Origin of the sequence: Streptomyces sp. NPDC096013, from assembly GCF_044763565.1 — a bacterium.
Classification (GTDB): Bacteria; Actinomycetota; Actinomycetes; order Streptomycetales; family Streptomycetaceae; genus Streptomyces.
Genome location: NZ_JBIWGK010000033.1, coordinates 21,063 through 41,705 on the forward strand (window position 1 = coordinate 21,063; position 20,643 = coordinate 41,705).

Annotated in this window: 15 protein-coding genes, 3 pseudogenes and 1 CRISPR repeat array; of the genes and pseudogenes, 10 read left to right on the forward strand and 8 right to left on the reverse strand. The window is 68.4% G+C overall.

Annotation, left to right across the window (positions count from 1 at the left end):
• Positions 1-4: 4 nt before the first annotated feature.
• The 6 genes from cas6e to cas3 form a co-directional block, all read right to left on the reverse strand.
• A complete protein-coding gene (gene cas6e / locus ACIRB1_RS46425) occupies positions 5-655 on the reverse strand; it encodes a type I-E CRISPR-associated protein Cas6/Cse3/CasE (RefSeq protein WP_403470018.1) in 651 nt (216 codons plus the stop codon).
• Positions 652-1,422 carry a type I-E CRISPR-associated protein Cas5/CasD gene (gene cas5e / locus ACIRB1_RS46430; protein ID WP_403470019.1) on the reverse strand — a complete coding sequence of 257 codons (771 nt, stop codon included), beginning with the start codon at positions 1,420-1,422 and terminating at the stop codon, positions 652-654. The genes cas6e and cas5e overlap by 4 nt, the downstream gene beginning before the upstream one ends.
• The gene (cas7e, locus tag ACIRB1_RS46435; protein ID WP_403470020.1) at positions 1,419-2,546 is read right to left on the reverse strand and encodes a type I-E CRISPR-associated protein Cas7/Cse4/CasC; all 1,128 of its coding nucleotides are present in this window, start codon (positions 2,544-2,546) and stop codon (positions 1,419-1,421) included. Before cas7e ends, cas5e begins: the two co-directional genes overlap by 4 nt.
• The gene (gene casB / locus ACIRB1_RS46440; protein ID WP_403470021.1) at positions 2,543-3,211 is read right to left on the reverse strand and encodes a type I-E CRISPR-associated protein Cse2/CasB; all 669 of its coding nucleotides are present in this window, start codon (positions 3,209-3,211) and stop codon (positions 2,543-2,545) included. The genes cas7e and casB overlap by 4 nt, the downstream gene beginning before the upstream one ends.
• A 32-nt stretch (positions 3,212-3,243) precedes the next feature.
• A complete protein-coding gene (gene casA / locus ACIRB1_RS46445; protein WP_403470022.1) occupies positions 3,244-4,827 on the reverse strand; it encodes a type I-E CRISPR-associated protein Cse1/CasA in 1,584 nt (527 codons plus the stop codon).
• Positions 4,828-5,062: 235 nt separating this feature from the next.
• Positions 5,063-7,936 (reverse strand): CRISPR-associated helicase Cas3', encoded by a 2,874-nt coding sequence (gene cas3 / locus ACIRB1_RS46450; RefSeq protein WP_403470023.1) that lies wholly within the window; start codon positions 7,934-7,936, stop codon positions 5,063-5,065.
• Between the two features lie 158 nt (positions 7,937-8,094).
• Positions 8,095-8,977: a CRISPR direct-repeat array (repeat unit 29 nt; unit sequence GTGGTCCCCGCCGACGCGGGGGTGTTCCG).
• Positions 8,978-9,249: 272 nt separating this feature from the next.
• Here cas3 and ACIRB1_RS46455 point away from each other — a divergent pair.
• Entirely contained in the window at positions 9,250-9,927 is a 678-nt protein-coding gene (locus tag ACIRB1_RS46455) for an HNH endonuclease family protein (protein ID WP_403470035.1), read from the forward strand.
• Positions 9,928-10,078: 151 nt separating this feature from the next.
• Here ACIRB1_RS46455 and ACIRB1_RS46460 read toward each other — a convergent pair whose 3' ends face one another.
• A complete protein-coding gene (locus tag ACIRB1_RS46460; RefSeq protein WP_403470024.1) occupies positions 10,079-12,493 on the reverse strand; it encodes a UvrD-helicase domain-containing protein in 2,415 nt (804 codons plus the stop codon).
• A 183-nt stretch (positions 12,494-12,676) separates the two neighbouring features.
• Here ACIRB1_RS46460 and ACIRB1_RS46465 point away from each other — a divergent pair, with 183 nt between their 5' ends.
• Positions 12,677-13,372 (forward strand): DCL family protein, encoded by a 696-nt coding sequence (locus ACIRB1_RS46465; protein WP_403470025.1) that lies wholly within the window; start codon positions 12,677-12,679, stop codon positions 13,370-13,372.
• A gap of 354 nt (positions 13,373-13,726) precedes the next feature.
• Here the strand turns inward: ACIRB1_RS46465 and ACIRB1_RS46470 are convergent.
• Positions 13,727-13,984 (reverse strand): annotated as a pseudogene (locus tag ACIRB1_RS46470) (IS110 family transposase); the annotation flags it as partial.
• Between ACIRB1_RS46470 and ACIRB1_RS46475 the strand changes: the two are divergent.
• From ACIRB1_RS46475 to ACIRB1_RS46510, 8 genes and pseudogenes are all read left to right on the forward strand, one after another.
• Positions 13,977-14,286 (forward strand): annotated as a pseudogene (locus tag ACIRB1_RS46475) (3'-5' exonuclease); the annotation flags it as partial. The pseudogenes ACIRB1_RS46470 and ACIRB1_RS46475 sit on opposite strands and share 8 nt — an antisense overlap.
• Before the next feature lie 284 nt (positions 14,287-14,570).
• Positions 14,571-15,932: a hypothetical protein gene (locus ACIRB1_RS46480; RefSeq protein ID WP_403470026.1), complete on the forward strand. Its 1,362-nt coding sequence runs from the start codon at positions 14,571-14,573 to the stop codon at positions 15,930-15,932.
• Between the two features lie 25 nt (positions 15,933-15,957).
• Positions 15,958-16,560, forward strand: coding sequence for a hypothetical protein (locus ACIRB1_RS46485; RefSeq protein ID WP_403470027.1), 603 nt, complete (start codon positions 15,958-15,960; stop codon positions 16,558-16,560).
• Between the two features lie 275 nt (positions 16,561-16,835).
• On the forward strand, positions 16,836-18,218 hold the full coding sequence (locus tag ACIRB1_RS46490; protein ID WP_403470028.1) for a helix-turn-helix domain-containing protein: 1,383 nt from the start codon (positions 16,836-16,838) through the stop codon (positions 18,216-18,218).
• A gap of 183 nt (positions 18,219-18,401) precedes the next feature.
• A complete protein-coding gene (locus tag ACIRB1_RS46495) occupies positions 18,402-18,698 on the forward strand; it encodes a hypothetical protein (protein ID WP_403470030.1) in 297 nt (98 codons plus the stop codon).
• A 295-nt stretch (positions 18,699-18,993) separates the two neighbouring features.
• The gene (locus ACIRB1_RS46500; RefSeq protein WP_403470031.1) at positions 18,994-19,881 is read left to right on the forward strand and encodes a GNAT family N-acetyltransferase; all 888 of its coding nucleotides are present in this window, start codon (positions 18,994-18,996) and stop codon (positions 19,879-19,881) included.
• 135 nt (positions 19,882-20,016) lie between these two features.
• A complete protein-coding gene (locus tag ACIRB1_RS46505) occupies positions 20,017-20,307 on the forward strand; it encodes a hypothetical protein (protein WP_403470032.1) in 291 nt (96 codons plus the stop codon).
• Positions 20,288-20,643: pseudogene (locus tag ACIRB1_RS46510) on the forward strand (SulP family inorganic anion transporter); the annotation flags it as partial. The gene ACIRB1_RS46505 and the pseudogene ACIRB1_RS46510, both read left to right, overlap by 20 nt.

Consider the following 20,643-nt stretch of genomic DNA (forward strand, 5'->3'; position numbering starts at 1 on the left):
GTGTTCACGCGGTGGTGGCGGGGGCGAGGCTGATGAGGCCGGCGCCGTAGGACTTGGCGCGGCCGATGCCGTTCAGGACCGCGTGGGCGAGGGCGTCGGGGTCGGTGACGGTGGCGGTGCCGTCGTAGCGCACCAGGTGGTGGCGCATGGGCGGGCTGTTTTTGGCCGGGGGGCGGACCGGGGCGATGGAGGTGGGCAGCAGGGTGTGCAGGTCCAGGCCTGCGTCGGTGGCGCGAGTGGTCCACCAGTGGTCGGCGTCCGGGCCGGTGAGGGGAATGCGTTGGCCGCGTCGGCCTTTCTGGTCCAGGGGGAGGCGTTCGGTTTTGACCGGGTTGACGACGATGCGATAGCGGACGGCGAGGCCCTTTTTGAGGGCGGTGAACATCGGGGTGAGGTCCTTGATGTCGGTGTGGCCGTAGTCGTCGGGCAGGCGGGTGGGGTCGAGGGTGGTGGCCTGGACGAGGAGGGTGCTGGTGGTGGTCGTCTCGTCGAGGCGGTAGAGGAGTCCGGCCCTCTGGCGGGGGGAGGTGCCGAGGTCGTCGGGGACCAGCCGCATGAGGCTGCGGTGCATGTCGTTGGCGTCGCGCAGGTCGCGCTGGACGGCGCGGCTGTGGGGGTTGAGGCGGATACGGGCGAGCGCCGCGCGGGGGTTCATGCGGCCGTCTCCTTCGTGGCGTAGTCGATGAGTTGCCGTTGCAGGCTGTGCGGGCCGGGCGCCAGGTGGACGGGGAGGTGTTCGTGTGTGCGGAAGAGGCGGCGGCGGTCGTGGCTGCGGCCGTGCGGGGCGAAGCTGCGGGGGATGTCGTTGACGGTGAGAGAGTCGGTTCGGTCCGCCGTCGCGGGAGGCCGCTCCCACAGGAAGGTGACCTCGACCGTGCCGTCGGCCGGGAGCGGGCGGGCGGGGTCGGGGCTGAGCGGCACCTGGTGCAGGAGTTCGGCGGCCGGGTCGGACGCGTCCGTGCGCAGCAGAAGGGGTTCGTCGGGGACGCAGGAGCGGCGGCCCAGGTAGGGCGACCAGTGCGGCTGGTGGAGGGCGCTTGCGATGCGGGCGATGGTGATGTCGGGGCCGGTGACGGCGATGACGAAGACGGCGTCGGCCAGGTAGTGGCGTCGGGTGATGACGGCGGCGCCCTTGTTGCTGCCGCCGCTGGTGGCGGCGGTCTGGTCCTTGGGCCGGCCGCCGCCGACGGTGTGATAATCGACGAGCCGCACACCGGGCCGGTCGACGCGGACGGTGAACTCCAGCGCCCTGTAGCGGTCCAGAGCCGCGACGTCGTCGCGGGGAATGCCTTCGGCAGCGGCGAACATGCCGATGAGGGCGGAACGGGTGGGGAAGGGCGCGGTGTCGCGGTCCGCGGTGAACGCGGAACGTTCTCCCCAGGACTGCAGAGGGCCGGCCAGGCGCAGCACGAGCCCGCTCACGCCTGCGCTCCAACCACCGGCAGGGCCGCCTCCACGGCGGCGTCGATCAGGTCGTAGAAGGAGCCGTGCGCCGCGCCGAGCGGGCTCAGGTCCCCGGTGCCGTGGACGATGGCGTGGCCGTGGAAGGGCCGGTGGCGGTTGCCGGTGAGCCGGTTGAGGTCGGCCGCATGGTCGGCCAGAGCCTTGCGGGAAGACTGGCCGAAGCCGCCGTCGCTGTGCTTGACCGGCGTTTCAAAGGCGGCGGCCAGGGAGAGGGGGCGCTGGGTGCGCACAGCAAGGTAGGCGAGGTCGGGGACGGTGTGCGGGGCGGTGCTGTTCTTCTTGGCCTGAGGCAGGGAGAGCAGGAAGTGCTCGGCGAAGGAACCCAGCACGGTGCGGGCCGACTTGTCGTCGCCGTCGAGGTTTTTGAGCAGGTCGGTGATGTTGACGGTGGCGTAGCGGTAGAACACGCCGGCGCTGAACTCGCTGGTGTCCAGGTGGCCGCTGCCGGTGTCGGCTTCGCCGAGCCAGTCGTCGACCGCGGTGAAGTAGTCGCGCTGCGGCTCGGCGGCGTGGGTGGTGAAGGCGTGGGCGACCTGGGCAGCGCCGTCCACGTTCGCGCCGGGCAGTTCGGCGAGCATCCGCCCGAGCAGGCTGATGGAGGTGGTGCGCCGCTTGAGGATCTCCTCGATACGATCGGCGGGCAGGATCTGACCGGGCTTCTTCTTGTCCAGGTTCTGCTCCAGTTGCTCACGGTGCTCGACACACACCGCGACGAGTTCCTCCAGACCGCTCTCCGGCAAGAACAGCAGCACCGAGGTGTGGCCCTCCTTCTCCGTGCCGATGCCCTTCTTCCCGGCGCTGACAGCGACCTGCGCTCCGGCGAAGGCGGCCAGGTCCACGGGCCAGCCGTCCCGCTCCAGTGCCTGGCGGACCTTGACGGGGACCAGGCGGGTGCGGGCAGCTTTCTCGCCCAGGTCCTCTTCGACGCCTTGACGGATCACGCGTTTCCAGGACTGGCTGGAGACCCGGATACGGGGCGTGTTGCCGTAGCGGACGGTCTTGGGCGAGCCGAGGTCGTCGCGGTTGAGGTTGGCGGCCGGTACCGACTGAATGGCGCTCAGATCCAGGAACAGGGCGGTCATGACAGGTTCTCCTCGTGCAGATCGGGGGTGTCGGACGCCGGGATGGCGGTGTCCGTGTCGGCGGTGCTGGCGCCCTCGGGGCCGAGGTTGCGGAAGTAGCTCTCCAGCCAGCGGGTCGCGATCTTGTCGCGGTCGCGGTCCCACCGGGTGAGGTCCTCCAGCAGCACCGCCCAGTCCAGGGCAATACCGCCGCCCAGCAGGTGCCGGGTCAGCGCGGGCAGTCGCTGGTGAAGGGCGTCGCTGCTCTGGCGGGCGAACAGATGGAGGTCGCCTTCGGCCGAATTCGCTTTGATGACCTGGGCGTTGACCGCGGCGGCCAGACTGGCGCCCAGGTTCGGACGCGTATACCAACTGGGAGCCGTGTCAGCGGAGTTGACGCGTTCCGCGTCGGCGGTGCGAGCCGAGCGCGGGCGGGCGGCGATCAGGGCGGCCACGGCGTAGTGGGCTCGGCGCGCATCGGGGTGCTGGCGCTCAGGCAGACGCGGTACGAGGTAGCGGTGCAGGTAGTTGCAGCGTTCCACGCGCTGGCCGAGGCCGGTGCGCAGATCGGACTGGACCCGCTTGCTCTCACACAATGACAGGACGTAGCCGACGAACACGTCGGACGGCCGCGGCGGGGCAGCAGGCGGCGGCGCGGACACCCGCGGCAGGGGTGCAGTGCTCATGGGTGGATTCCTTCAGCGGTCGGAAGGTGGGATCAGGCGGCGGCGCGCAGGAGAGCACGCAGGGTGGAGCGGGCGCGAGAACGGGCCCGAGATACCCGGATGTCGGCCCGGTTGGCCGTTCCGATGGCGTCGTCCAGCGCCGTCAGCGCGACCGATACGAACGGTGGCAACGGCACGGTGTCGCACCGGTCGGGGTGGGCCAGCTGCCAGAACTCCCCCTCGGCCACCGGCCAGTAGCGGCCCGCCGCAGCCTCAGCCCATGGACCGGGCTTGCGCCGGTCGAGTTTGACCTTGTCCGCCGTAGCGGCACCGGCGTCGGCAGCGAGTTTCCAGGCCAGCCGGGCCGCGTAGTCGAGGCGTTCGCCGACCTGTTCGGCGGCCTGGTGGCAGCGGGCCAGATGGCGTGCCATGCGCGGATCGGTCTCTTCCTGCCAGTGCAGGATGGGCGGGGTGGTGGCCTCGAACCACGTCGTGTCGGTCTGCTTGCCGTCCTGGTCGAAGCCGTAGGCCCGCACCGACAGACGCCGCAGCAGCCGCGGCGGCAGGCTGTCGAGGCTGTGCGGACGCATCGTGCTGTGGCTGGTGTCCTTGAGTAGCAGCGCGTCCACGTCCCGCCACAGGGCGCGCGCGCCGTCGGCCGCGCGGACGTAGAGCTCGTCTTCCTTGCCGCGGTCGAGGATGACGTACGGGTCGCGTGCGGCGGGCTTGGGCTCGTGCGTGGACCAGGTGATGTAGGCGTCGACGGCCGCGGTACGGTCCGCGGACGGCACCAGCAGCACGGCGTGGCGGTACCGCCCGGTCAACAGCCGTCCCGGCCAGGTCAGTTCCGTGAGCGGGCCGAGCGGCTCCGGCAACTCCACGGCCTCCCAGGGGCATTCGTCCGGCACGTCCGTGTCCGTGCCGCTCTCCGGTACCGGGACGGCCAGCACGAGCGTGGTGAACAGATCCCCAGCCCACGGATGGTAGGAGACAACTTTGCGCAGCGGGCCCGCGTCCCCGCTGCCGGTACGCACCTCGGTGATACGGCGCGGGGTGCACTGACCGGCCGGCCCGCAGTACAGCTGGGCGATCAGGTGCCAGGCGGCCTCGGCCGCCGGCACCGCCACCGGCTCACCGTCCGTGAAGTGCCCGAACAACACAGCCCCGTTGACCCCGGTGGGCCGCCCGAAGACCAGCTTGTTCACCCCCGACGGATTCGGGCCGCCCTGGGCGTCCACGCACTCCGCGACCAGCCGTGGGTCCTGGAGGAAGGGCCGCACCGGGTCGAACAGGTCGAAGCGCCCCGCCGGCACCTCCTCGTCGAAGTAGGCGTCGACCGCCTCCGGATCGAACCGGCCGGCAGCGAGCACACGGTCGCGGATCTCCAGCCAGGTGGTGATCTCCTCTGCTGCGTCCTCGTCGTCCAGCCGCACCCCGTCGGCATCGTGGGCGATGCGCGCGGTCATCGCCGCCAGGATGCGCAGCAGCCCTGACGCGGCCGGCGGCACGGGTAATTCCAGGTCCGCGATTTCGTGGGCCCGGTGCAGCAACTCCCTTAACCCGCACCGGCCAGAAGCCCCGTTCGCCCACCGGACCGGGATCCAAGGCTCTTCCCGCAGGTCAAACCCTTCAGCCATGCTCCCCTCCCCTTCTATGCGCCTCGCCGCTCGCGGGCACGGCAAAGCACCCGCGCTTCACCCTCGTTGTGACGAGCAAGGCCGTGGGCACAGTGAAACAGCCGACACTGACAACGCCCGGCCATAACCGGTAAAGTCGAACTACCTTGCGAAAAGCGGTAGTTGGCGAAGATGCCGATGTGCCCGTCGATCGACTCGGGTTATGCAGAGATGGCGCCGAACCGGACCCGGGGCATCACTGCCGCACCAGGCCCAGTTCCGGATCCAGATACAGGCTCCTGCCGCCCACCGGCACCGGCCGCACCTGCCCGTCCGCACACGGCTGCCGCAGCATCACCAGATCGCCGAGCAGAGGATGCTCCGCCCACCCCTCCGGCACGGCGAACTGGTCCAACTCCCCCTTAAACCAGTTGGCGTTGACCGGGATGGTACGTGCCATCACGGTCCGCACGTCGGCGGGGGCTAGGGGGCCGCCCACGCCCGGCAGCGGGTGGGCGGCCTCCGCGTCCAGGGTCGTGGTGCCGTCAGTGTGGGTGTAGACGCACAGCAGGCGGACGGTGTCGGCGCCGAGCCGGGTCGCAGCCTCCCACTCCTCCTCCGCGCCCCGCAGATGGTGCAGCGAGTCCAGCCCCGACACACTGCGCGCCCGGGGCACGACGAGGACATCCCCAATACTGCGTTCCGCCAACTCCTTGCCCCGGTAGGCGGTGTAGGCCGCCGACTTCGCCGGATCACCCCAGTCGAACCGGTCCGCGCGATGCCCGTGCACCTCCTCGACCAGCTCCTGCACACCCTCCGGAATCGCGATCGGCGCCTCTCCGCGCCTCGCCAAGACGTCGGAGGTGGCCTTGAGCAGGAACTCGGCATACACCTCGCCCCACTGACCCGGCACCCCGCGATCACCGACCAACGGGTCCAGCACCACCAGCCGGGGGCTGTTCGCCCAGGCGGGCCGTGGATGGTCCTCCGGGCGCCCGTGCTTCGCCCACCACGTCTCGTGGCGCCAGCAACGGCCCGCCCGCTGCAACAGCAGGGCCAGCGGAGCCAGATCGCTGATGACGACATCAGCGTCCAGATCAAGCGACTGCTCCACCACCTGGGTCGCCACCACGATCCGCCGCACGGGCCGGGGCCCGGAACGCCCCAGACCGTCGGTCACCGCCAGCGTGCGCCGCTCACGCTCATCACCCGGAAACCGCGCGTGCAGCAACTGCACCTCGCCCCCCTCGCCGTCCCGCCCACGCGCTGTCAGGACTTGACGGAGACTGAGGTAAGTCTGCTGGGCCTCCGCAACGGTGTTGCACACCACCAGCGCGCAGCCGCCCTCACCCTCGATCACCGGCTCCAGCAGCCGCCGGATCACCGCCAGCCGATTCCGCCCGCCCCCGCCCTCACCGTGCACGACCGGCTCCACCTGCACCGACAGGCGCATCCGGCGGGCCGCGGCCTGCTGCTTCTGCCGCACCGGGGAAATCTGTGCGCATGACCCGTCGGCCGCGTCCACATACAGCCAGCCCGGATACGGCGCCTCGAACGTACGGCCCTTCAATTCCGACGCCTTCAGCCCCGCACCCTTCAGGTACTCCCTGATCAGCCGGTCACTCACCGAAGCGGGCAGCGTGGCCGACAGCAACACCACCGGCACCCCGTACCAGCCCAGCCAGTTCAACAGCCGGCCCAACAGCACCTGCATGTACGGGTCATAGGCATGCGCCTCGTCCAGGATAAACGTCTTGCCCGACAATGCCAGCAACCGCAACGCGTTGTGCCGCACCGGCAACACCGCCATCAGCGCCTGGTCCACCGTGCCGACCGCGAACTGGGCCAGCAACGCCCGTTTCGCCCCCCGCAGCCAGCGCACCGGCCGCATATCCAGCTCACGCCGCACCCGCCGGTCCTCACCGCCCTCCTCCCCCTCGCAGGTCAGCACCCGCACGCCGCCCAGGCCGTCCTCCGCGTAGGCACTGTTGAGCCAGTTCATGCTGTGGGTAAGCGTGAGCCCAGCCCGGCACCCCGCCTGCCGGGCCACTACACCGGCCACCCGCCCATACATCTGGTCACTGGTCGCCATCGTCGGCAGCAGGAACGCGAACCCGCGGGTGCCGAACCGCTCCGACAACACCCGCTCCGCCTCCAACGCCGTCTCACTCTTGCCGTCCCCCGGAGCCGCAGTCACCAGAAGGATCCCGCCCCGCCGCACGTCACCGGCGCCAACGGCAGCGGCGAGTTCCTCCGCCACCGACCGCTGCAGCGGATTCGGCTTCCCCGTGATGCCGTACGCCTCCGCGAAGTCCTTCCGCTCCACCTCCACCGGCAGCAGCCCCGCCGCACGCACCAGCCCCTCGGCATCCGCACACGACCGCTCGAAATGCCCAGCCAGACTCGTACCCAACTGCCGCTGGCGACCCAACAGATACTCCTCCTGGCTGACCAGCCAGTCCGCCAGAATCACCACACCGGTCACCAGCACCGCCACCGGCGCCTCAATCTGCCCCGGCGGCAGCGGCGCACCCAACGCCTCGAACACAGCGCCAGCATGTGCGTCCCGCTGGATGTCCCAGATCGGGCCTCCCAGGAGATCCCTATTGACCGGGTGCAGGTCGGTGAACGCGTGGAACCGACCGTGATGCCCACCGATGATCTCCGCGACCCTGCGCACCGCCGTATTGACGGAATCGTCGGCCTCCCGGAACCCCAGGGCGGCCAGGACCGCAGCAGCGGCATGCATCCCCGCCACCTCATGCGGCATCCGTTCCACCCCGATACGACCGAGGTCCCCGCTCAGCGCATCGCTCAACCGGTCACGGGCGCGGACATCACACAGCTGGAAACCTGACAGCTTCCCCACGTCATGAAGCCCCGCACACAGAGCCGTCAGCGCGCGCGCCCGGCCCGGATCACCTGCCATCCCCAAACCTGCCGCGATACAACGCCATTGGCTTTCCGAGAGATACCGATCCCATAAGAACTGGGCCACCGCCGCAGCATCCAGTAGATGCCGCACCAACGGATACGGCGGAAGACTCGGATCCAGCCCCCGTGACTTCCCCCACGCCGACTCATCCACGACCGTAAACCGCCGACCGAGCACTGTCTGACTCCCCTTCATCAACTCCGACGAATGAACGAGGACTCAAGCACATGGCACTGACAACCCCAGGATGTCTCTGGGTACAGTCGTTGCGTGAATGCACAACACGCTATGCAGGCACAAGCCGCTATCGCAATGAAATGGCAAAGCCCCCTCTGAACACCAGGTCAGGAAGTGTGGTCCCCGCCGACGCGGGGGTGTTCCGAGGTCGAGGTCGTCGGGCGCGATGTGCCACGAGTGGTCCCCGCCGACGCGGGGGTGTTCCGCCTTTCCGCTGCATCTCGCTGAGCTGGTAGTAGTGGTCCCCGCCGACGCGGGGGTGTTCCGGTGTAGGTGAGGAAACCGGCCGTGGCGGCGGTGTGGTCCCCGCCGACGCGGGGGTGTTCCGGCTCGATGGCACATGCTCAACTTTCGGTGACAGTGGTCCCCGCCGACGCGGGGGTGTTCCGACCAGCCCAGCCCCGAAGAGGCCCTCGCCCGCGTGGTCCCCGCCGACGCGGGGGTGTTCCGATCGATGAGATGCACAGACAGGGTTTCATCCGGTGGTCCCCGCCGACGCGGGGGTGTTCCGCCGTCTGGCGCCCCGACGAGAACCCCGCCGACGTGGTCCCCGCCGACGCGGGGGTGTTCCGCCCTGAAAGACGGGGCCGCCGAACTCGGCAGCGTGGTCCCCGCCGACGCGGGGGTGTTCCGCGTCCCGACCGCAGCGCCGCATCCGCATCGGCGTGGTCCCCGCCGACGCGGGGGTGTTCCGTCGCGGAATGGGATGTGGTCAATGAACCCATGGTGGTCCCCGCCGACGCGGGGGTGTTCCGCCGAGGATGTCGCCGGGCCAGGAGAGGATGCCGTGGTCCCCGCCGACGCGGGGGTGTTCCGGTCCGAGATGCCAGCCCGCCCCACGTTGTTCCGTGGTCCCCGCCGACGCGGGGGTGTTCCGGTGCTGATGAACGTCACCGCCGACGGCCACGGGTGGTCCCCGCCGACGCGGGGGTGTTCCGTCCCGCAGCACACGCTCCCGCTGCTCGCGTGCGTGCTCCCCGCCGACGCGGGGGGTTCCGTCCCGGTCGACCGCACCACGGCTGCGCGGCCCATTCGGCCTCTGCCTGACGCTATCGAGGCGTACTCGCATGTCTTCCTTCCAGCCTCCGCCGACAGCCGCTCCGCCAGCGGGTCCAGCACGAGACGGCCGCGACCTGTGCCGGGAACGGCCCGGTGTGACTTACCGCCCGGCCGGGTGACGTGACGGTGGATCACCGGGCGAGCCGGGGCTCCGGCCCGCTACGGAGATCACAGCCCTGTCTGTGATCTCCGGAAGGATCCTCGTGCACCCCATCCGCACGGCACGCTCCGCGACAGCCGTCCTGTCCGTCCTCACCGCCTTGCTCTCCCCCACCGCAGCCCACGCCGCGACCGAGCATCACGCTGCTCCTGGCGACAGTGTGACCCTGCCCGTTCGCGATGCCCTCGCCGCGCTGCCCGTCCGAACCGAGAGCCGCGCCGGCTACGAACGCACCAAGTTCAAGCACTGGACTGACGCCGACCGCGACGGCTGCAACACCCGCGCCGAGGTCCTCAAAGCCGAGGCCGTCGCTGCCCCACTCCAAGGCCCCAACTGCGCTTTGACCGGCGGACGTTGGTACTCGCCGTACGACGACCGCTACCTCGACAGCGCGAGCCAGCTGGACATCGACCACCTCGTACCGCTGGCTGAGGCCTGGGACTCCGGCGCCTCCCAATGGACCGCGAAAGAGCGGGAGCTGTACGCCAACGACCTGGACGACGCCCGCGACCTGATCGCCGTGTCCGCCGCCTCTAACCGGTCCAAGGCCGACAAGGACCCCAGCGAGTGGCTGCCCCCGTATGTGGGCTACCGCTGCCAGTACGACACCGACTGGATCGCCGACAAAACCAGGTGGGGCCTGAGCATCGACCCCGTCGAACGCGACGCGCTCACCCAGCAGCTCGCCGACTGCCCCGACCAGCCGATCACCGTCACCCTCGCCCGCTGAACAAACGGCCGGGTCCGCCGCTACGGGGAAAGCGGCGGACCCTGGCGACACCCACCGTCGCATATCCGCCCACACGTCCGCAGGAGTTCACCGCGCTCCTGACGGCGAGCCGGCGGCCACGCCGCTGGTGCTCGGCTGGCTCCGGACGCTCCTACGCGGGGCGGCCTCTCCTCAGGTGTGCACGTAGTGACGCACGCAACCCCGGAAGCGGGGTACGGGCCCCGAGCATGGTGAGGAATTCCGGGACCGTCCAGCGGATCAGGGCGCCCTGGCGGGCGAGGTAGAAGCCGACTTCGCGGATGTTGTAGCGGTCGTCGTAGTCGAGGAGGAGGTAGCCGGCCAGCTGCTGTACTTCTTCCCGTCCGACACGGTGGGGCCGGGTAACGGCCTTGCAGTCGATGAGGAGGCCGTCGGTGATGAAGTCGGCGTCGGCATTCACGTCGGCGCTTCCTGCGAAGACCGGCCCGCACACGCGCTGCGAGGCCGGCAGGACTCGCAGGGGGGCGAAGGGGTCTTCTGCGAGCTTCATCTGCTCGTCGATGTCGTCGAGGACGTAGCCCGGCACCGCATTGATCACGCTCTTGACGGTGGTGTGCTCGTCTACCTGCGCGAGGAGATTGCGCTTACGAGGGAATCTGCCGCTGCGGTAGACGGCTTCGAAGAAGCTGGTGACGAAGCACAGCCTGGTCAGTTCGTCGTCGTCGAGCCGTCGGGAAGCGTCGGTCAGGTGGGCGTGGAGGCGGTCCAGGACGCTGGTTCCGATCGTGTGGAGGTTGGCGCGCACTGCGGGGGCGGGTGCTCCGGCGATGGGCAGGTCGCTGCCGATCAGTTCGACGCCGGCGATCGCTGCGGGCCCTGGGTCGGATCCGAGGATCAGGCGCAGCCGGTAGTCGATGGTGTGACCGAGAGCGGCGTAGTCGGGGCGGCGTTCGTTCAGCGGCTGGACGGGGTGCGGGAGACCGCGGATGCGCTGGAGGTAGGAGGCGATGACGCGTTCGGGGCGCGGAAGGTGCTGAGCCAGGAAGGTGGACATCGGGGAGCGGGGGTACTTCAGCTGTCCGGTCAGCGGCAGCCGGGCCAGCGCGATGCCTTCGGGTGTGGTGTCGGCTGTCGCTGCGCTGGAGTGGCTCTGGAGCCGTTTGATGCCGGTGATGTCGAGTTGGTGACGGGCTCGGGTGACGGCGACGTAGATGAGGCGCGCGGCGGCGGGGTGCACATTGCGGGGCGAGTCGTCGTCGGGTGGAGTGAAGCCTGCTCCGATCCGGACGCGGCTCCACTCACGGCCCTTGGCCTTGTGCACAGTCGACACGACGACGCGGGCCTCTGCTTCGTCGCTCATCCGCTGGACGATGCGGATGATCTGCTGGGGGCCATAGGTGTCCACAAGGTCCACGATGGCTTTGAGGTCGGCGGCGGCGGAGTCCTGTTCGGCGTACTCCTGGACCTCGCCCCAGGAGGAGAACAGCGCGAGATCGTGGTGTGAAGTGCGGCGGCCGGCCTGCAGGTCGATCGCTGCCTTCGCGATGTTCAGCAGAGGTTTCCCGCCACCCACCAGGGCGACGGCCACGCCCTGCTCGAGGAAGCGCAGGACCTCGGCAAGGGCGTCGGCGTTGCCCCGGCACAGCACCGCGTCGGGGACCTCCACCTCGGTCAGCTCGGACGGTTCGCTGGCGTGGCCGGTGAGCTGCATCGTGGATGTGGCCGCGCGGAGCCAGTGGTTGGCCACCTCCGCGATGGCGGGCCCGAACCGGAAGGACTGTGTGAGCTCCATCTGCATGCCGGGAAATCCGCTCATGATGTCCTTGGCGTGACGCCATTCGTAGATCTGCTGGGAGGGGTCGCCGACGCAGACGCGCTGGACGTCCTGCGCGAGGAAGATTTCCTCAAGGACCGGGTTCGTGTCCTGTGCCTCGTCCAGCAGGATGTAGTCGGCGCGGAGCCGGGGCCGGGTGAGCGCCCACATCTTGAGGTAGTGGTCGTGCTTGAACGGCAGCGTGCCGTTGGGTGAGCAGATGTCGTCCCAGGCCCACCGGGCCCTGGGCAGCAGGACGCGCGCGAGGTACTGCTGGCCGTGATCGTCAAGTCCGTTGACGGTGCCGAGATGACGCGCTGCGACCTGTTCCTCGGTGGAGTAGCAGAAGTGCCTGACCATCTCCATCACCAGGTGCGCCAGCGTCGACGCCTTCAGCCGGCGCCCGCCGACCGCGAGATCCCGGTCGATTCCCAGAAGCTGCGCGGTGCGCCACAGCGGCATGTGCTGCGAGGCGTCCAGGCGGGCCTTGAAGCGGCTCCCCAGCGCGCGATAGGCGAGCCCGTGGGAGGTGCTGCAGTGGACGTTGCTGCCGAAGCGGGCTTTGGCCTCCTGCGCGATGGGCTTGTTGAAGGCGATGTACATGCCGCGGCGGGGGGTCGCGGCGCCCATCATCACCAGAGTCGATGTCTTTCCCGTACCCGCGCCTGCCACCAAGGCAAGATCATGACCAGCAGCAAAGCTGTCTCGTGCCGCCGCTTGTTCCTCGGTCGCCTTCACTGCCACCTCGTCGTCCCTTTCCGCAAGCCTGATCACTTCGCCTGCCAGCCGGGCCTCGACCGGACCGGCTTTCGGCTGGTGAGCAGCATGGCAGCGCGCACTGACACCCTGTCAGCGTGCCGGGAACAGAGGTTTGGAATTTCGAAGAGGTGACCGGAAAGCGTTGTGTCTACGATCTCGTCATACGCATTCAGGTCACCTGCGTCGAACGGAGGACCCGTGCCCAGAGGCATCACCATCGGTGCGACCCACTACCCCACCAAGGAAGCGGTCCGGGACGTCTGCCGCGGCATCGTCCAGCGCTACGGCGCAGGAGGTGACGTCACCGACCCCGACGACGACGCCTTCTGCCGCGACCTCCTCGAACGCCACCCCGAATACGACCTCAAACGCGGCGCCGGCATAGCCCACTTCCGCGTCATCGCCCACACCGACCACGGCCACAGAAGTATCGGGATCGGCCTCGTACGGTTCGACGGCGAGGTCGCCGACTTCTCATGGAACGCCTGCCTGACGCCCTTCAGCCAGCGCACCCAGGTGCTCGCCGCCCTGCGGCACGCGGTCGCCGGCCAGGTCACCCTCGCACGAAACGCGGTACTCGACTCCGGACAGCCGCTGGTCTGCTCCGTCACAGGAACGCCGATCCCCTCCGCAACCGAACTGCACATCGACCACGCAGCCCCGACGTTCCTCGAACTCGCAGAAGATTTCATCTCCGACAACGGTGGCGTGGACGCCTTCCGGATACTCGCCGACTCGGGCACCGGAGTCACCTACATAGAACTGGAGGACAAGGAGCTCGAAAAACGCTGGCAGGACCACCACCAGGAGCATGCGGTGCTTCGGCCGGTTCTGAAGCGGGTCAACCTGTCCGATCTGCGGCGGACGAATGGACCGGACACTGCAAATCCATGAATCCGCCGGGGGCCGGTGGACTTCCAGTTAACAGCCGGCGTAGGTGTGTGCTCTGGGTCTTCAGGTGAGAGGCCGGCGGCACGAGTAGTGCTCGGGCTTGTCTTCCGCGTTCCGGAGGCTGGCCGGTTTGCCGCAGATGTGGCACGGCGGGATTGTCTGACCGGAGGCATCGACCGCGGGCAGGACGGGTGAGGGTGTCTCCTCGCGGGTCTCAAGGACGACGATGCGACTTGCATAGCGCTTTTTGGGCTCGTTGCGTACTTCCGTGACCGGCCGGTCTTCCGTCCATCGAGTCGGGGTGGCTGAGGACGTTCTCCTGCTCCCCGCACCTGCGGGGTGCCTCTATGTCTTTCGTCAAGCGAGGCGTGGGGTTCGGGGTTCGTAGAAGGTGCCGTCGCGGAGCATTGCGAAGAGCACGTTGATGCGTTGTCGGGCGAGGCGGAGGAGTGCCTGGGTGTGGGTCTTTCCGCGGGCTCGGCATCGGTCGTAGTAGGTGCGGGAGGCGGGGTCGTGCAGGGCGGCGAACGCGGACAGGAACATCGCCCGCTTGAGCTGCCGGTTGCCGCCTCTGGGTGCATGTTCGCCGTGGATCGAGGTCCCCGACGACTTGGTCGACACCATCCTCACCGCCGTCGACCAACTCACCGACGAGAAGCGCGCCGACGTGACCGTCTCCACCGCCCACACCGCCAAAGGCCGCGAATGACCCACCGTCCAGATCGGCAACGACTTCCCCCCGCCCAAAGACACCGACCAGCACGACGAACAGGGACGCCCCGTTCCCGAACCCGTCAGCGACACCGACGCACGCCTCGCCTACGTCGCCCGTCACCCGCGCCCGCCACCTCGACCTCGGCGGCCTCTCCTGGATCAACACCCACCCCACCGCACCAGGCACGCTCCAGACCTCCTGACGCACCTCCGACGGCCGGCGCCCCTGGCTCCCTCCTCCGCAAAGGCAGCTCCTGGCCGACGCAATCCGTCGCCCCTGGTCCGGCGCAGCTGCACCTACAGCTGGTCAGAACTGCGGAGTTGGATGTCCGGGCCGAAGGAAGGGCACCTCTCAGCCGTATCAGCAAGCGCTTTCGGACAAAACATGGCCATGCCATGCATATGGCGGATCTTGACTCCTAATGTCGCGGTCGTTCGTGGCACCGGCTCGTGGCCGGGCGTCACACGACTTCGCGAAGGGATAGCAGTGAGATCCGTTTTCAGAACGACCCTGACTGCCCTGACGCTTGCGCTCCTTCCCGCGCAAGCTCTCGCCGCCACAGCGCAGTCCGGGGCACCCTCGACCTCGCCGGGCACTGTCGCTCAGGTCCAGGCCCAACTCCCCACGCCGCAGCCGCAGAAGGCCGTCCGTCCTGAGGCCCAGGCTCTGAGCGCTTCCGCCGGTTCCTGTTCCACCGTCCTGCCCCGGCTCAAGGAGCTGGCTAAATCCGGGAAGGCCGACCAGCTCGCGCGGCAGGGCAAGACGAAGGCCGCCTGCGTCAGTTCGGCGGCTCCGCACAAGCCGTCAGCGGTCAAAGCCCCGGCCCTCGCCGATGACCGTACGCCGCTGTCGCTGCCCGACTGGTGCTACGACCTTTCCGACGGAGACGGGGCCTGGTACTTCGACCGGTTCAACGCCTGTGCGATCGAGACGTGGATCGTGGACGTGCGGGACATCCGTACCCAGGAACTGCTCGGGCAGCTCTATTACCAGGCCGACGAATACGTCTACGCCCAGAAGGACATCTCCACCTGGGGACATCAGCTGTCGATCCTGCTGTACGACGGCTGGGGACAGATCAGCGGCACCACGGTCAAGGGCGACGCCACCTGCGCAGGGGACTGCACCCTGGCCGCCTCCGCCATCGACTTCCCCGAACAGCCTGTCACCCTGAGCAACATGCCCTGGGGCGAGGCACTGCCGACTACGACGGCCACGGCAGCCGGAGCGACCGGAACCGCCAGGACCACCATCTACTACGAGTTCAACAATCCCTCGTGGGTGGCAGGCACCGGTCTGTTCGGCGTCACAGTACCGATGGACGTCCGCTGCGACAACGCAGTACCGGGCGCGTCCAGCATCGGGTGCGTCTTCCCGGACTACGCGCCGACCGACGTCGTCAGTCTCAGCGGCCCTAACCCGAACTACGCACGCCACGTCCGGGACGCCCAGGCATCCGGGCTACCCGGCGCGTACCCGGACGGCCAGCCTCTGTACCGCCTGACCGACGCGACACTGCGAGACCGCAACGGCGATACGGCCTGCCCGCAGTTCGCCAGCGGCGGCTACCCACGCCCCACCGGCTACAGCTGCGACGAATACCCCTTCCGCTCGACCTGGCAAGGCGCCTTCACCAGCTCCCTCCCGCAGCCCCAGCCATATCCCGGCCGCACCTTCGACTGGTGCCAGATCACCGCGCTACCCATCGGGACCACTGGACCGGACGGATGGAGCGCCTGCATGATCCCGGCGGCGGAGAACAGCAGCGCCGGCAGCCTGTTGAACGTCTTCTACACCAACAACCGTGTCATCGAGAAAGATGCCTTCCGGGTATGGATCGTCGACTGAGGAGGCACCGTTTAGCATGCCTGGCATGAACCAACCTGTGGCGGAGGCATCCGCACGGGTACGGGTGGAGTACCACGCCTTCCACCTGGCCGACATCGGACAGCACCAGCAACCCCCTTTCCGTACTGAGAACGGCTTGATCTTCTCAAGACCAGGACTGGCAGTGGTGCTCGTAGGGGCCAGCAGCGGTGTCGTCAACGTGGAGGTGCAGGTCTACGAACAGCCTGTGACGAGCCCGGGCACCACGGGGTGGGACGAGGTGGTGGACCACAGCATCGAGTCCCTCTCCGGACAGATGCAGGTGGCCGCCATGATGGACGCTCCACCCGACCTGCCCCTGCTGACCCCATTCGGGCCCGGCCACTACCGAGTACGCGTACATGCCCGCGGGCGCGATCGCGGATACGACGCCGTCGCATTCGAACCGGCGGAGGACTACCTCCTGCAGATCTGGCCGGCCCCACCCGAGAAGGACACCGTCCACCAGCACACCGACCAGTGCGGACAGAACTGGCGCAGCACCGCCACGAAAGCACCCGAACCATCCGCGCCTCCGGCACCCGTGCCCGACTGGGAGCAGCAAGCCAGAGCCCGGCTCAAGCGAGCGTCCACCCGACACAACAACTGATCAACCGAGGGCGGGCCATGACGGCCCGCCCTCTCACGCAAAACCCAGCCCAGCAGCCTCCGTTGAAAAACGCTGCGATCCACACTGATCCGTCCACGACGAGCATCCTGCCGGGGACTCCGAACCCACGGGTAGATTTCGTAGATCCGGCCAGAGCACTGCGGACTACGCGCGGCATACCGCAGTCGGACTCGGGGATGATGCGGCACCCACCCAGAGCACCGAGATCCATGACGTTGTGCGCGCCTCATGTCCCGGCGCTAGATTCCTGGTTCATGTCGCCTCGTTTCCCTCGAGTTGAAGCCCTTCTGGGCGGACCACTCGAACAGATCACCTACGCCCAGCTCACCGCCTTGGTTGGTAACCCGGATGCGAAGGAAGACGAAGATCTTGACTACAAGGCGGCGCACTACAGTGCCGATCAAGCGGGCCGGACCGAGTTGGCAAAGGATGTCGCGGCGCTGGCGAACGGGATCGGCGGCGTGCTGGTCCTCGGGCTTGCCGAGGACCGCCAGACTTCCATCCCCAAGGCTGTGACTCCGGTAGAGCTCACCGACGGGAAGCTCCGGCAGATCCGCCAGACCATTGCCTCCAACCTCCGGCCGACACCACGGATCGAGCTGTTTCCCAAGCCCGACCAGCCCGGCGCGCATCAAGGAATCCTGCTCATCGCCGTTCCCCGCAGCATGGACGCACCACACGCCATCGTGGACCAGACCCGCCTGGCCTACCCGCGGCGGAACGGCAGCACCACCGCATGGCTGACCGAAGCCGAGATTGCCACGGCCTACCGTCGGCGTTTCGAACAACTCGCCGACCGCACGGATCGAATCTCGCAGATCGATGACGACGTAGAAGAAACTGCCGAGCGCCTGGAAGGGAGCAGTTTCCTGGAGTACGGCTACCCCCTGCTGACGGTGTCGCTCGTGCCCGACATCCCCGGTGACATGGTGATCGACCACGCAAGTGTCCAGCGCGTGAGCGCGCAGGAGTTGGCGGCGATCCCCCTGCTGGGACGCACCGCAGCGACCTTCAGCGGCACTATGGTCGGCGCACGCCGCGTTGTCCTGTTCGACGACCGCCCACCCCGGTACATCGCCGAACTGCACTCCGACGGATCGGGCGCCTGGGCGGCACGGACCCCCATGCTCGAGTTCTCCCCGGACAACAGCCGGACTTGGCCCTACGGCGCCGACACCGACTCCATCGTCACGCTCGTGCTGTCGGCCCTGCGTCACCTCGCCCAGCATGCAGTCACCCGCACCGGCGCCGCCGGCACAGCTGCCCTGCGCGTGCGGCTGGAAAGCCAAACGCACTTTGGGAACAGCCCGATGAGGCTGCCGAATATGCCGCGCACGCGGGCGATCCCCCTCGCCCACGAGGCCCTCGTTCCCCAGGAGATGGGAGTGCGGGTCGGCACCACCACCCACCGAAGTGCCGTCGGGTACGCCCACGCGCTCCTCAACGACCTGGCAGACGGCGGGATCGGCCTCGTACAGTCCGCGTCGCTGCTCATCAGCGACCTGTTCCAGCACTACGGACTCGCCGAGCCTGCCCAGATCAGCCGCGACGGCTCGATCATCGCCAGCGGATGGTCCGAACCCGAACGAACCCAGATCAGCACCTGGGCACAGCAAGTCGCCGTTCCAGTGATCTGATCCACACGCCTATCGCCCCCGCACCTGTCAGGGCCGTCGATTTGAACGATCCGACTCGAATTCGAGTCACTCGGACCCGGCTTTTGTGGGGACGCCAGCACGAGGACATTCCCTTCATCAAGATGGTCGGGTTGGCGCAGTTGCGGCTTGAGAGGGGATCGAATGCCTACAGGAGTGGCTGTCGTGTGCGACACCGAGGACTGCTTCGCCGTCTACCTGGCGGTGGAGACGGGCGACGACGAAGACGCGCGCTCCGCCTCCGTGGTCTCGCAGCTGGCGCGCGATGCCGCGCAAGGCAAGGGGTGGGTGGTCAGCTTCGGCTTCCGGCAGCCGGTGATGACCTGTCCGGGCTGCGCGGACGGCCGGGGGCCGGTGCGTGAACGCGGTGACTGCCGGCGGTGCATGGGCCGCATCGACTCCGGGTCCAGGTGCGTGTACTGCCTGCGCCAGGTGGAGCCCTCGCAGCCCGAGGCGGGCTGAACGCACCGACGCGCGCACCCCCGTGACGTCGGCGTCGGGCCGTCGTTGAGCTAAGCGCTACGGCCTGCCCGCCCGCGCAGCCCGGAACACGGCCATAATGCAAGCGCTTGCCGACCTGCCACCCGTCGTGCTCTCCGACTTGATCGGCATCCAGCCGAGAGCCGCGGAACGCTTCGTAGCCATGGCCGGCGAGAACTGGTCCGATTACCTGGCCGCGACTCGCCCGCACCAAACGATAGGCCGGGACGTGACTGAAAGGAGGTGAAGGAGCGGCCCTCGTCCGGGAACATGAAGCATGCATCCGGATGACTGGCACCTCACCCAGGACGTCGACGCCTTCCTCGCCCGAGCTGGACACTTCCTGCACTCGCGCGCTGCCCTGCACAACATGCCGCTGACGGACATCGAGAAGCTGCGGTCCCACAGGGCGGCCGGGTCCGACGACGAAACCGCCACTTTCGGCCGACTAGAGTCACAAGGTGAGGTTCTCGCGATCTTCTATCTCACCCCCCGTGGACGCCTGGGCCTCACTCCGCTCTCTGCCGAGCAGACCGACACCCTCGCTGCGCACCTGGCCGGCCTGGGTCACTCACCCGCCCATGTCATCGCGGAGCACGACACCGCTGGCGCCTTCTCCGAGTCATGGCAGAAGCACACGGGCGCGGCGTCGGCACCTTTCTGGAAGACGCATCTCTACCGTCTCGGCACGCTCACCCCGCCGCAGCCGCGCCCGGAGGGCCGGGGCCGCCTCACGGGCCGTAAGGACCGTGCCCAAATCGTGCGCTGGTGCCGTGAGTTCTGCGTCGACGTCGGGGAGCAGCGCTCCATCGACTTGATCGACGCCGGCTCCTGGGAAGACTCGCGTTTCGGCGACAGGCACTTCATGTTCTGGGAGACCCCGGAGGGCGTCCCCCTCTCGATGGCGGCCTCGACCTCGGTCGTCGGCGGCATGGTCCGGGTGGATCCCGTCTATACCCCGGCCCACCTCCGTGGCCGCGGCTACGCCGGAGCTGTGACAGTCAAGGCGAGCAGGGCCGCACAGGCCTCAGGGGCGACGGACGTCGTCCTGTTCACAGACCCAGACAACCCCACGAGCAACGCCCTCTACCAGCGCATCGGCTACGTCCATCTCGCCGACTTCGCCGGATACAGGTTCTCCTACGACGCACCAGAGGCCGGATGACCGGCGCCCCTGGACAACGGCCTAGGAAGGCTCGCCAGTAGCTCCCGCATCGGCGATACGCGGGCTTTGCGCACCATCTGCCGCGGACCACTGCGCGAATAGTGCATGAATCGAATACCGTCTCTTCGCCAGTAGGTGCGCGAGACGACCGAGGCGATCGTCGGCGCGGTCACCGGCTCCCTGACAGCTCCCAGCAGTCTGCTGCTCGGCAGGTACGACGACCAAGGCCACCTTGAGTACGTCGGCCGCACCACCACCCTCACCCGGGCAGCAGGTGCTGCGGTCGCCGACCTGCTCGCTCGAGGACGGCGCGGGCATCCGTGGACAGGCTGGTCGTTCTCCGCCGGATGGGGCAGCCAGGAAAAGCTGAACGTCATGCTGGTGGAACCCGAGCTGGTGGTGGAAGTCGGCCAAGCTGGTCGATGACATCACCGACACCCACTCCTCCAAGACCCGTGAGTCCATCGGACAGGGCATCGCCAACATCGTCACCGGCTTCTTCGGCGGCATGGGCGGCTGCGCCATGATCGGCCAGACGATGATCAACGTGAAGGTATCCGGCGCCCGCACCCGCGTCTCCACCTTCCTTGCGGGTGTGTTCCTGATGGTGCTGTGCATCGTCTTCGGGCCGGTCGTCTCCGACATCCCCATGGCCGCGCTGGTCGCTGTCATGGTCATGGTCGCCTTCGGTACCTTCGACTGGCACTCCGTCGCCCCCAAGACCCTCAAGCGGATGCCGGCCGGCGAGATCACCGTCATGGC